The following is a 9,629-nucleotide window of genomic DNA, read 5'->3' as shown; positions in this document are numbered from 1 at the left end:
CGTGCCCGACCTGCGGCGAACGATTCGACTGCCGTGACCTCGGCGAAGCGCTTGAGCACCAACACGGCGAACCGGTCGCGGAAGAGCCGACGCAGCACTGAGGCCGCGGGGCGTTTTCCACAGCCACGACAGGCAGTGGTTCGTTCAGCTCCTCGCCTACCACCCATCGATAATTTGCCAGCTTGGCCGGCACATGGCTTTGATCGCCGCATGACCACCAAGTCCCGCCAACATCTCTACGGCACTCAAATCAAGATTTCGGCCGAGCGCGCCAAGGAGGCGCGCAAGGAGGCCGACAAACTGGCTTGCGCGGCCTGGAACTATCGGATGCTTGGCTATAAGGGCCCAGCGCAGCCATCGCCGACGATCGGAGACGCCATCAACGCCGGCTTCCTATACCTCGAAGTGCGATGCCTTGGATGCGACACCAACCAAACCGTGGCGCTCGATATCGTCCGCCGTGCCAAGACGACGCCGGTGCATGAACTTGAGCGCTACATGCGATGCAAGGACTGTTCGGAAGTGCGGCTCTATCCGTATAAGCGAAGCGCACTTGTTGCATTAAGACCAACGAAAATCTCGGCGGATAATCCGGCATCTTACTGGTGGCCCGGCGAGCGCTAAGGATCATCGAACATATGTGCAATCTCTATTCAATCACCACCAATCAGGCGGCCATTGCCGAACTCTTCCGGGTCGTCCGCCGCTATGAAGGCAATCTGGCGCCGATGCCTGGCGTATTTCCGGATTACCCCGCGCCAGTCATTCGCGACGCAGCCGGCGAGCGAGAGATCGTGCTAATGCGCTGGGGCATGCCGCCGCCGCCACGCACCGGCGGCCCGCCCGTCACGAATATCCGCAACACCTCGTCGCCGCACTGGCGCGCGTGGCTCAAGCCGGAGCACCGCTGCCTCGTGCCGGTCAACAGCTTTGCCGAATACGCGCCGGAGCCCAACCCGGAGACCAAGAAGAAAGACATCGTGTGGTTCGCGCTCGCGGAGGCTCGGCCACTGTTCGCGTTCGCCGGGATCTGGACGACTTTCAATGGCGATCGCGGCACCAAGTCGAAGCCCATTCCGGGGCCGCATCAGGTGTACGGTTTTCTCACCACGACGCCGAATGCGGTCGTGGAGCCGATCCATCCGAAGGCAATGCCGGTGATCCTGACTACAGTGGAGGAGCGAGAGGTTTGGCTGAGGGCGCCGTGGGATGAAGCCAAGGCACTGCAACGGCCGCTGCCGGACGAAAGCTTGAAGATTGTTGCGCGCGGCATCGAGAAGGAAGATGCGTTCACCACTGCTACAGCCGTAAGATCGGGCGAGCTGGGTTAACGCTGACTATGCCGAACCATCGGTACAGGAAAGAACGGGCAAGCCTTCAAATCGATCGGAGTCCTTGTAACGAGCCGAGAAGCGCTCGCGCGAGTCCCGACCAAACGTATCGCCGTCTTTGACCACGAGCCCGTGCTCAACCAGATAGACGGCAAGGCCGTCCACCTTGTTGACCAGCGTTGGAAGTGTCAGCTTGTGGGTCTCGAACTCGATTTCACGCTCAGCGAATGCTGACAGACCCATCGTTACTGCTCCGATGCCTGTCTCTGATCGGAACGGCAATATGTCCACCCACAGTGAGGAAGGATAGTCTGGATACGGCGCAAACGATCGGCTGGACATGTCCAACCATAGTTCGGCGGATCGTGCGACCTTGCCATTCCATACAACAGCGCAACATTCCGGCACCGTCGCAATCAATGCGCCGATGACAGCGGTTGTCAGACGAGCGGCGGACAGCGGCTGCTGGTTTTGGCCTAGCACAGAGACGATCAGATGCCCTCGATGTCGCGCCGCGGCCGCCTTCCCCTGCGGCCATGTCGTGGAAGCGCGCGACCACAAGCCGGGATCGTCGGGAATGCGCGCCGGCATCGACATGACGGCAACAAGCTCATTGCCACAGCGAATGAGCGGCGAGTTTGCCTCAGCCTGTTGCGCGTCTCCGTTCTCCGCAACATCAGTTGCCAGCTCCGGATGTCGCGCGCGGAGCGCCTTCGCAAGTGCCGACATGTCCGGCGTTGCAGGCGTGTCCAACAGGACCAAAGCGAGCAGTGAATTGCTCATCGGCTATCCCGCAGAAATTTTGGGAGCGAGACCAGATACATTTGCTCCTCGCCCAGAGGTTGAACTTTTACTTTTCTAGAACAAAACACGAACATTGTCAAGTCATCCTCTTCGCCAGCATCGGCTTGCGGGCCACACGCACGTTGTTCTGAAATCATCTCGCGCGTGATGATGTCATCGGCTTTGCTGCGCCGAGCTCGGCAGCGCTCGCGCCGGCGCAGAGATCTCACATCCCGCGCTGATCAACCGGCGCGTCCCTTCCCACGCGAGCTGAGCTGGCTTTGTTCAAAAGTGAACATTGGAATCGCAGGCACTCAATTTGAGCAAGTCCCTCAACTGGCTCGACCCGCTCTCGCAATTTAATCCGCCGACATATCATATGCTGTGTCTCTCCCTCAAACGCGGGGCGTAAGCTTTATCCATCACCGCAAGGCAATTGGCGTCGACCGGTGATGAGAACGCCGAAAAGCGCTCCCGCCCCGCACACGAACGAGGGAGATTTGCATGCGGACACGACGACGATTCAAGCAGACCACGACACTCACCGAACGGCTGGCCGAGGAGGCCGCGCGGCTTCGCGAGGAGGCGCGCACGCTGGCACCGGGGCGCCGCCGCGAGATGCTGCTGCGCCGCGCGCGGCAGGACGAGACCGCCATGCACATTTCCGCCTGGCTGCGTTCGCCAGGGCTGAGGGCCCCGACATGACCCAGCAATATCGCGCTTATCTGGTCGGCGACAACGGCGTGTTCCGCTCCGCCGAGGCGTTCGAGGCCGCGTCGGATGCGAACGCCCTCACCTTCGCGCAGCAGTTCACGCGGCACGGCAAGGTGGAGGTCTGGCAGCTCGGCCGCAAGATCGCCGTGCTCGAGTCCGACTCCTACCCGCCGGAATTTCTCACGCGTCAATGATCGCGTGATGTCGAGGGCGGCCTGAAGGTCTCGATCGCGAACGAGAACTTGACCTGCATCACGGGACCTTTGGCATCGCGAACGTCGATCGCCATGGTCTGCCTGGCACCTGCGGGAGGCGCGGAGAGGATGGCATCGCGCGCCATGTCCGCGACCGACTTGGCGGCCTCCGCCTGAACGGCGCGCGCGCTGGCGAGCTCCAACCCTTCCTCGTCGAGCGCTACACCGGTGTCGTCGCGCAGGTCGAAATAATATCGGGGCATTGCAGCATCCTTTGCCCGTATTAGGTCCGAAGCGGACAAAGGGTTTCCGGCGGCCCCAAAAAAATCTGGTGGAATCAACAGGTTCCGGGAACCCGGCGTTTTCCCGACCTGCGCCTGCACTTCGCCTGCGTGTACCCATCTCAGGTCGATCCGGCAGGCAACGAGCGCCGGCCGCGCCGCCCCTCCCCGTCATCTCTCATTCCAACGAAGGAGGATTTCGCCTGCTGTGTGCGCGGGGTCACGGATGCACGCGCCATGTCCGCCTATCACTCATCCCACGACGACGGCATGAGACAAAACAAACAACCAGACAGGTGGACCATGACGAAGACCCTGATGATCACGAAGATGGCGGCAGCGATCGTGTTGGCCAGTGTTGCGGCAGGCGTTGCGAGCAGCTCGGCTCAGGCCGGCTGGGGCGAGAACGGACAGTACGGCAACGCGCCGCAGGCGCGGCCCCAGTTCGGTCCCCATTTCAACGGCTATGGCGGCAACGGCGGCCAGCGCCCGGTCGTCTATCCCGGCCCGCGGCCGATGCCCCAGGTCGTCGTCTATCCGCGGCCCGCGCCGCCGGTCTATATCCCGCCGCAGGTCGTGGTCCGGCCGGTCCAGTATCCGGTTGTCGTGAACAGGCCGGTGTACGTTCCGACGCCGCAGGTGGTGGAGAAGACGGTGGTCGTGCAGCGGCCCGCCACCGTGGTTGCGGCACCGGTCGCGGCGGCTGCGCCCACTCCGGTGGTAAACAACAACTGCAACTGCCTCGTGAAGGAATATCCGCAGGCCGGCGTCGTGGTGTTCAGGGATATCTGCACCAAGGAAAGCGCGACCTACACCAACCTGCCGCAGCAGACCACGCAGGCCGTGCTGCCGCCGACCCAGTAATCGCGGGAGCCGGGCTCAGGATACGATGACCAAATCGAACGCGGCAGCATCGCCTGCCGCGTTCGTGTCTCTTCTTGAAGCGAAAGCGACAGGTGCGAAGCGACAGGAGCGAAACGACATTCGGCCCTTCACTCCTCCGCAAGCTTCCCGACGATATAGGCATCCACCGTTTCGGCGAACGAGCGCTGCACGCCGACCGCGGTCCCATGCTGGTCGAGCGCGTCGCGCTGGAGCACGCGCAGGCCGCGGCCGCGCATGCAGGCCGGCGCCGTGTTCAGATATTGATCGATGGCGCCCTTCGCGAGCGGGATGGCCTTCGGGTCGCCCCTTGCGATCAGAAGCCGCAAGAGGCTCTGGCATTCGGCCAAACCTGGCATGGGGATCAGCGCCTCACGCGCGCGATTTCGCCGGCCGCTTGACCGGCTGGGTGTGGGTGCCGAACAGCGCCAGCAGAAACGCGACTTCTTCCTTCGAACCAACCTGGATCATGATGATCTCCTTTTCGCTAGGTTGGTCGGGCACAGCGGGCGGGGCGTTCGAGACAATCGGGTTTCAGCACTGTTTCAGGCGTGTTTCATCAGGGCGCACCATGTCCATGGTCGCCTGAATAGGAACAGCTTTCGGGGTCAAAAAGTTATCGGTGCGTCGGTCCGGATGCACGACCGGCTACCCCCCACGGCCTCAGCTCGCCCCCGGGCTGGGGCCGTTTCTTCCCCCGCGCAAATTCAACGCGAGCGCGCCTGGTTCTGGTCTCGCCTGGGCTTCTCCCAGAACAGCTTGTTGCAGCCGGAACACCGGAAGATGGCAATCGCCCCCTCGGGTGAACTGACCGCGTCGATGAAGGTCATGGGTTGGTTGCACGCGGCACACATCGGCCGCTGCCTGGTGTCTCGGTTCGCCATCCGCGCAAACGCGGGACAGAGCAGGAGGTTTCTATCGTTCTGCTCTTCGCTGTTCCTTAACGCCTGCGACCTAGTTTTTCCCGCGGCGCTTGAGAGGGCTTGGGGTTCGCGTGATGGCTGTGAAGTGTGCGGGATGTGCCGACGGGACCGAGCTCCCGTTCCAGTTCAAGATGGCGTTTCAGCCGATCGTCAACGTCGTCGAGCACCGCATCTGGGGCTATGAGGCCCTGGTGCGCGGTCCGAACGGCGAAAGTGCGCATAGCGTCCTTAGCCAGCTCACCGACCAGCAGCTCTATCGCTTCGACCAGGCCGCACGCGTGCTGGCGATCGAAACCGCAGGCGCGCTGTTCGACGATCCGGAGGCGCGGCTCTCGATCAACTTCCTGCCGAATGCGGTCTACGAGCCGCGCGCATGCATCCAGAAATCGCTGGAGGCCGCGCGCCGCGCGAGCTTTCCGACCTCGAATTTGATGTTCGAATTCACCGAGAACGAGCGGATCACCGATCCCGCCCATATCGAAAACATCGTCCGCGCCTACAAGGCCTTCGGGTTCTGGACCGCACTGGACGATTTCGGCGCGGGCTATGCCGGCCTCAGCCTGCTTGCCCGGTTGCAGCCGAACCTGATCAAGATCGACATGGAGCTCGTGAGAGACATCCAGCTCAGTCACCCCAAGCAGGTGATCGTCGCCGCGGTGGCCGCGATCGCGCGCGAGCTCGACATCACCGTGCTGGCCGAAGGCGTCGAGAGCGAGGCCGAGCTCACTTCCTTGCGCGCCGCCGGCATCGCGCTGTTCCAGGGTTACTATTTCGCCAAACCAGGCTTCATGTCGCTGCCGCAGGTTGCGGGACTCCAGCGGCTGGATGTCTCGATCGCAAGTGCCTCGTGAAGAACGGTGGACGAGGTCTCTATTGTTCTGGAGGCTCGGGATGCCAGATCTTCGGCACCTGGTGCTGAAGCAGCGCCATTGACGCCGCGATCTGCTCCCGGGAACGGCGCAGCATCTGCCCCGTCGTTTGGCTTCCATCAAGCTGATGCGTTTTCTGCCGGTCGAGATACGCCTCGAATTCCTTGCTGGTGAGCATGACAAGCTCCCGTCTTCCTGCTCGATGGGCGAAGTAGGTCAAGAGATGATTGCGGACAGTTCAGAAGTGAACTTAACGAGACCGGCGACCAGATACGGCAGCACGCGAGACCATGCATGTCTCCATCGACTTGGGCTGCAGTTTAACCCACGGCCATCGAAGGCATATTTGAAAAGCACATAATTTGTTCCGAGCAGGGAACTGAACTTACCGTTTTCAGTTTTGGAGTCGTCGTCAACAGCTCAGGAGCGTGCGTCGTGATCGGGCATCGCCGCAGAGTGAAGCATACTCGTTCCCTGGAAGAGCGACTGGCCGAACTGGCCGCCCAGTTCAAAGACCTGGCCAATCAATTACCCGCAGGCGCGGAGCGCGACAGTCTTCTCAGGCGGGCACGCCTGGCGGAGACGTCCGCGCACATCAGCGATTGGCTGAAGTCCCCAGGCTTGCAGGCGCCAAAGTAATGCCATCGGCCCGGTATGTCATGGGTGATCGGATCGGGCGCGCTTCTGCGTGACGAGGCGCAGCGCGATGCCGTGCTGCCAGGCTCGCACTCTCACGGCCGCTTCGCTGCGACCAAGCTCGCCGGCGATCTCGTCCGGCCGCCAGCCGGCTTCGGCCAACGCCTTCAGCCGCTCGTGCTCTTCCGCTGTCCACTTCTTCAACAACGGGTAGCGTGATTGCATGGTCGGAAGCTGTCTCGCCTTGCGTGGTCGATGCAGACGAAAAGCGCGCGAAACAGGCGAAGTTCCTATGCGGCGTTCCTCTGCGACCCGCAAAAGGCCATCCTGCAGATTGGGCGGAAGCCGGGGATCGCCCTCACTCAGATCCAGACGTCCTCGCGGCACGAGTCGCAGCGATAGATCAGGATCGAGCAATCGCGCCTCACGTCGAAGATCGAGGTCAGGCAGCGCGTCCCCCTCTCGCATTTGGGGCAGGCCGGCCCCGGCCTGAAATGCTGATCCGGCCTCGTTGCCGGGCCTTGCTGTTCGCTGCTCATCTCATCCCTCATTGGAGGACTGAGTTCCTAAGTGCCAAAGTGGACATTCGTTCCAATGGCGCGGCCGGTGCTTGTGATAGAAGCGAGGGCCTAGACGCCCCATGATCGCGCGCGCTGGTCATGGGCTTTGTCCTGAACCATCAAGCGGGTTTGTCCTGAACGATCAAGCCGGCTTGCTGTTGGCGGGCTTCCCCCCCCCCGAGTTGGTCCAGGCTCTCGAGTGTGGAGATGCGCGCGGCGCGGCGGGCCAGCTCGTCGTAATTTTCCGCCACCTTGCGCAGCACGTCCCGCGTCTCGGGGTATTCGCAATTGTCCGCCTTGGTGCGAAATTCTTCCGCCCGCATCCGCCAGTACCGCGGAGGGTGCATCCGCTCGGCGCCCATGGGCCACTCCCCTCAGTTGGTCCAATTGTTCATGTTCGTTAATGGAGAGCGCGTCCAACAGTTCCCGCGCAGATATTCCATTCCCGCTCGCACGTCCAGATTGCGCAGCAAACTGCAGCCGACGGCGGCATCCTGCGGAACGGGTCAACTTTAGTTCAAATGCAGCAGGGCGAATTCGGCAGGACGCAATGGGTTCGCGCCATGCTGGGACGCGTCCCTTGACAGGTCCCTTGCGACAGACGCAAGGGGGATAGCTCGGAGAGATCGTCGATGTATTTCGTCGCCGCCGCATTGCTGGTGCTGTCCGGACTGTTCTACTCCGCGGGCCATCACGAGATCGGCTCGTTCGGCGTCACCATGTGCACCTATGGCAGTGCGTTCTGCGACAATCCGCTGATCGTCTTTTCCGGCGCCGCGCTGGCCGGCGCCTGGGGCATGTTCGTCAGCATCAAATAATCCCGACCGCACTCTCTGCGGGACGAACACCTTGCTGGTGTCCGTAGTACGGGGGTTGCGGAATGCGCGACAGCCGTCCATGGCCGCCCGGTTGCGCCCGAGGATGCGCGCCAAAGCGGGCACCGGGTATTCTCCGATGATGCACTTATACAGGTGTTTTGCCCGACGAGTCAAAGGCGATTAGCTTTATCCGAATCGAATGAGACGCCCGCTCACCTCTGGCGCGGGAACCTTGTTTCCTGCTTAGCATTTGTGAAGGACGCGCCCGACCGAGGTCCTCCTGCATGACCGACAGTGCCCTCACCCCTGCGAAATCCGCGCCGACGCTGTTGCAGAGGCTGGGGCCGGGTCTCGTCACCGGGGCGGCCGACGACGATCCGTCCGGCATCGCCACCTATTCGCAGGCCGGCGCGCAATTCGGCTACGGACTGCTCTGGACGGTGTTTCTGACCACGCCGTTCATGATCGCCATTCAGCTCGTCAGCGCCCGGATCGGCCGTGTCACCGGCAAGGGGCTCGCCGCCAACGTCATGCAGATCGCGCCGCGCTGGGCGGTGCTGTCGCTGGTCGCCATGCTCGTCGCCGCCAACACCTTCAACATCGCCGCCGACATCGCCGCGATGGCGGAGGCGCTGTCGCTGGTGATCGGCGGCCTCAACCACGAGCACGCGCTGATCTTCGCGGCGGGCTCGACCCTGCTGCAGGTGTTCCTGCCCTATCGGCGCTATTCGCCGGTGCTGAAATTTCTCACCTTGGCGCTGTTCGCCTATGTCGCGACCGCCTTCACCGTCAAGATCCCGTGGAGCACGGCGCTGCTCGCGGCGGTGTGGCCGAAGACGAATGTCAGCGCCGACTATTTCATGATGGTCGTCGCCGTGCTCGGCACCACGATCAGCCCGTATCTGTTCTTCTGGCAGGCCTCGCAGGAGATCGAGGAGATGAACCAGGGCAAGCGCGACAAGCCGCTGCGCGAGCTCAAGCGCGGCGGCAGTCCGGAGCTGGCGCGCATCAGGTCCGACACCATCGCCGGCATGCTGCTCTCGAACGGCATCGCCTTCTTCATCATCCTCACCACCGCCTCGGTGCTGCACGCGAATGGCGTCACCAACATCAATTCGGCGACGGAGGCCGCCGAAGCGCTGCGGCCGCTCGCCGGCGACTTCACCTTCGCCCTGTTCGCGACCGGAATCATCGGCACCGGCCTGCTCGCGATTCCTGTGCTGGCGGGCTCGGCCGCTTACGGCGTGGCGGAGATCTTCGGCTGGCGCGCGACGCTTGAGGCGAAGCCCGACGAGGCGGTCGGCTTCTACACCATCATCGCCGCGGCAACCATCATGGGCTTCGGACTCGGTTTCACCGGGATCGATTCGATCCACATGCTGGTCTGGAGCGCCGTGCTCAACGGCATCGTCGCCGTTCCGATCATGGCCATGATGATGCTGATCGTGTCGAGCAAGGCGATCATGGGCCGCTTCAAGGGCCGCTCATGGCTGGTCGCGCTGGGCTGGCTCGGCACCGCGCTGATGGCGCTGGCCGTGCTCGCTTTGCTCGGCTCGTCCGCGATCGGCTGACCAGCCTTTCACTAACCTTGCGACAAGGCGGCCGAGATCTGCGAGGCGATGACGAGGGCCGCGAACA

At 62.7% G+C, this 9,629-nt stretch carries 17 protein-coding genes; 9 read left to right on the top strand and 8 right to left on the bottom strand.

Annotated features, from left to right (window positions below):
* The first annotated feature begins 210 nt into the window (after positions 1-210).
* Entirely contained in the window at positions 211-624 is a 414-nt protein-coding gene (locus IVB41_RS27050; RefSeq protein ID WP_247436839.1) for a hypothetical protein, read from the top strand.
* 14 nt (positions 625-638) lie between these two features.
* Complete coding sequence (locus tag IVB41_RS27045) at positions 639-1,331, top strand: SOS response-associated peptidase (RefSeq protein WP_247436835.1); 693 nt, start codon at positions 639-641, stop codon at positions 1,329-1,331.
* 6 nt (positions 1,332-1,337) lie between these two features.
* On the opposite strand, the gene IVB41_RS27040 is transcribed toward IVB41_RS27045, so the two are convergent.
* Positions 1,338-2,114: a DUF4261 domain-containing protein gene (locus tag IVB41_RS27040; RefSeq protein WP_247436832.1), complete on the bottom strand. Its 777-nt coding sequence runs from the start codon at positions 2,112-2,114 to the stop codon at positions 1,338-1,340.
* A 504-nt stretch (positions 2,115-2,618) separates the two neighbouring features.
* On the opposite strand from IVB41_RS27040, the gene IVB41_RS27035 reads away from it, so the two are divergent.
* Entirely contained in the window at positions 2,619-2,819 is a 201-nt protein-coding gene (locus IVB41_RS27035) for a hypothetical protein (RefSeq protein ID WP_247436829.1), read from the top strand.
* Complete coding sequence (locus IVB41_RS27030) at positions 2,816-3,022, top strand: hypothetical protein (protein WP_247436826.1); 207 nt, start codon at positions 2,816-2,818, stop codon at positions 3,020-3,022. Before IVB41_RS27035 ends, IVB41_RS27030 begins: the two co-directional genes overlap by 4 nt.
* Here IVB41_RS27030 and IVB41_RS27025 read toward each other — a convergent pair.
* Positions 3,016-3,285: a DUF6894 family protein gene (locus tag IVB41_RS27025; RefSeq protein WP_027566626.1), complete on the bottom strand. Its 270-nt coding sequence runs from the start codon at positions 3,283-3,285 to the stop codon at positions 3,016-3,018. The genes IVB41_RS27030 and IVB41_RS27025 overlap by 7 nt on opposite strands.
* A 321-nt stretch (positions 3,286-3,606) precedes the next feature.
* Between IVB41_RS27025 and IVB41_RS27020 the strand changes: the two genes are divergently transcribed.
* On the top strand, positions 3,607-4,167 hold the full coding sequence (locus IVB41_RS27020; protein WP_247356489.1) for a hypothetical protein: 561 nt from the start codon (positions 3,607-3,609) through the stop codon (positions 4,165-4,167).
* Positions 4,168-4,295: 128 nt separating this feature from the next.
* Here IVB41_RS27020 and IVB41_RS27015 read toward each other — a convergent pair whose 3' ends face one another.
* Positions 4,296-4,544 carry a hypothetical protein gene (locus IVB41_RS27015; protein ID WP_007612758.1) on the bottom strand — a complete coding sequence of 83 codons (249 nt, stop codon included), beginning with the start codon at positions 4,542-4,544 and terminating at the stop codon, positions 4,296-4,298.
* 348 nt (positions 4,545-4,892) lie between these two features.
* Positions 4,893-5,015, bottom strand: coding sequence for a hypothetical protein (locus tag IVB41_RS35700; protein WP_256464259.1), 123 nt, complete (start codon positions 5,013-5,015; stop codon positions 4,893-4,895).
* A gap of 167 nt (positions 5,016-5,182) precedes the next feature.
* Between IVB41_RS35700 and IVB41_RS27010 the strand changes: the two genes are divergently transcribed.
* Entirely contained in the window at positions 5,183-5,959 is a 777-nt protein-coding gene (locus tag IVB41_RS27010) for an EAL domain-containing protein (protein WP_247436822.1), read from the top strand.
* A 19-nt stretch (positions 5,960-5,978) separates the two neighbouring features.
* On the opposite strand, the gene IVB41_RS27005 is transcribed toward IVB41_RS27010, so the two are convergent.
* Positions 5,979-6,155, bottom strand: coding sequence for a hypothetical protein (locus IVB41_RS27005; RefSeq protein WP_247436819.1), 177 nt, complete (start codon positions 6,153-6,155; stop codon positions 5,979-5,981).
* Positions 6,156-6,412: 257 nt separating this feature from the next.
* Between IVB41_RS27005 and IVB41_RS27000 the strand changes: the two genes are divergently transcribed.
* Positions 6,413-6,616, top strand: a complete 204-nt coding sequence (locus IVB41_RS27000; protein ID WP_027566622.1) for a hypothetical protein — start codon at positions 6,413-6,415, stop codon at positions 6,614-6,616.
* Positions 6,617-6,634: 18 nt separating this feature from the next.
* On the opposite strand, the gene IVB41_RS26995 is transcribed toward IVB41_RS27000, so the two are convergent.
* From IVB41_RS26995 to IVB41_RS26985, 3 genes are all read right to left on the bottom strand, one after another.
* Complete coding sequence (locus IVB41_RS26995) at positions 6,635-6,838, bottom strand: hypothetical protein (RefSeq protein ID WP_247402891.1); 204 nt, start codon at positions 6,836-6,838, stop codon at positions 6,635-6,637.
* Positions 6,839-6,975: 137 nt separating this feature from the next.
* Positions 6,976-7,152: a hypothetical protein gene (locus IVB41_RS26990; RefSeq protein ID WP_247290480.1), complete on the bottom strand. Its 177-nt coding sequence runs from the start codon at positions 7,150-7,152 to the stop codon at positions 6,976-6,978.
* 140 nt (positions 7,153-7,292) lie between these two features.
* Positions 7,293-7,535, bottom strand: a complete 243-nt coding sequence (locus IVB41_RS26985) for a hypothetical protein (RefSeq protein WP_247436816.1) — start codon at positions 7,533-7,535, stop codon at positions 7,293-7,295.
* A gap of 270 nt (positions 7,536-7,805) precedes the next feature.
* Here IVB41_RS26985 and IVB41_RS26980 point away from each other — a divergent pair, with 270 nt between their 5' ends.
* Positions 7,806-7,991 carry a hypothetical protein gene (locus tag IVB41_RS26980; protein ID WP_247290484.1) on the top strand — a complete coding sequence of 62 codons (186 nt, stop codon included), beginning with the start codon at positions 7,806-7,808 and terminating at the stop codon, positions 7,989-7,991.
* Between the two features lie 284 nt (positions 7,992-8,275).
* Positions 8,276-9,562, top strand: coding sequence for an NRAMP family divalent metal transporter (locus IVB41_RS26975; protein ID WP_247356483.1), 1,287 nt, complete (start codon positions 8,276-8,278; stop codon positions 9,560-9,562).
* Positions 9,563-9,629: the final 67 nt, after the last annotated feature.

Source organism: Bradyrhizobium sp. 44 (assembly GCF_023073095.1).
Lineage (GTDB): Bacteria > Pseudomonadota > Alphaproteobacteria > Rhizobiales > Xanthobacteraceae > Bradyrhizobium.
This window is presented reverse-complemented; position numbering and strand designations above follow the sequence as displayed.

Excerpts from the sequence above, each read along its gene's own strand:
- IVB41_RS27005 (WP_247436819.1), bottom strand. The coding sequence starts at position 6,155 with ATGCTCACCAGCAAGGAATTCGAGGCGTATCTCGACCGGCAGAAAACG.
- IVB41_RS26980 (WP_247290484.1), top strand. The coding sequence starts at position 7,806 with ATGTATTTCGTCGCCGCCGCATTGCTGGTGCTGTCCGGACTGTTCTAC.
- IVB41_RS26995 (WP_247402891.1), bottom strand. The coding sequence starts at position 6,838 with ATGCAATCACGCTACCCGTTGTTGAAGAAGTGGACAGCGGAAGAGCAC.
- IVB41_RS27050 (WP_247436839.1), top strand. The coding sequence starts at position 211 with ATGACCACCAAGTCCCGCCAACATCTCTACGGCACTCAAATCAAGATT.
- IVB41_RS26985 (WP_247436816.1), bottom strand. The coding sequence starts at position 7,535 with ATGGGCGCCGAGCGGATGCACCCTCCGCGGTACTGGCGGATGCGGGCG.
- IVB41_RS27025 (WP_027566626.1), bottom strand. The coding sequence starts at position 3,285 with ATGCCCCGATATTATTTCGACCTGCGCGACGACACCGGTGTAGCGCTC.
- IVB41_RS27045 (WP_247436835.1), top strand. The coding sequence starts at position 639 with ATGTGCAATCTCTATTCAATCACCACCAATCAGGCGGCCATTGCCGAA.
- IVB41_RS27035 (WP_247436829.1), top strand. The coding sequence starts at position 2,619 with ATGCGGACACGACGACGATTCAAGCAGACCACGACACTCACCGAACGG.
- IVB41_RS27030 (WP_247436826.1), top strand. The coding sequence starts at position 2,816 with ATGACCCAGCAATATCGCGCTTATCTGGTCGGCGACAACGGCGTGTTC.
- IVB41_RS26975 (WP_247356483.1), top strand. The coding sequence starts at position 8,276 with ATGACCGACAGTGCCCTCACCCCTGCGAAATCCGCGCCGACGCTGTTG.
- IVB41_RS27015 (WP_007612758.1), bottom strand. The coding sequence starts at position 4,544 with ATGCCAGGTTTGGCCGAATGCCAGAGCCTCTTGCGGCTTCTGATCGCA.
- IVB41_RS27010 (WP_247436822.1), top strand. The coding sequence starts at position 5,183 with ATGGCTGTGAAGTGTGCGGGATGTGCCGACGGGACCGAGCTCCCGTTC.
- IVB41_RS27020 (WP_247356489.1), top strand. The coding sequence starts at position 3,607 with ATGACGAAGACCCTGATGATCACGAAGATGGCGGCAGCGATCGTGTTG.
- IVB41_RS26990 (WP_247290480.1), bottom strand. The coding sequence starts at position 7,152 with ATGAGCAGCGAACAGCAAGGCCCGGCAACGAGGCCGGATCAGCATTTC.
- IVB41_RS35700 (WP_256464259.1), bottom strand. The coding sequence starts at position 5,015 with ATGACCTTCATCGACGCGGTCAGTTCACCCGAGGGGGCGATTGCCATC.
- IVB41_RS27040 (WP_247436832.1), bottom strand. The coding sequence starts at position 2,114 with ATGAGCAATTCACTGCTCGCTTTGGTCCTGTTGGACACGCCTGCAACG.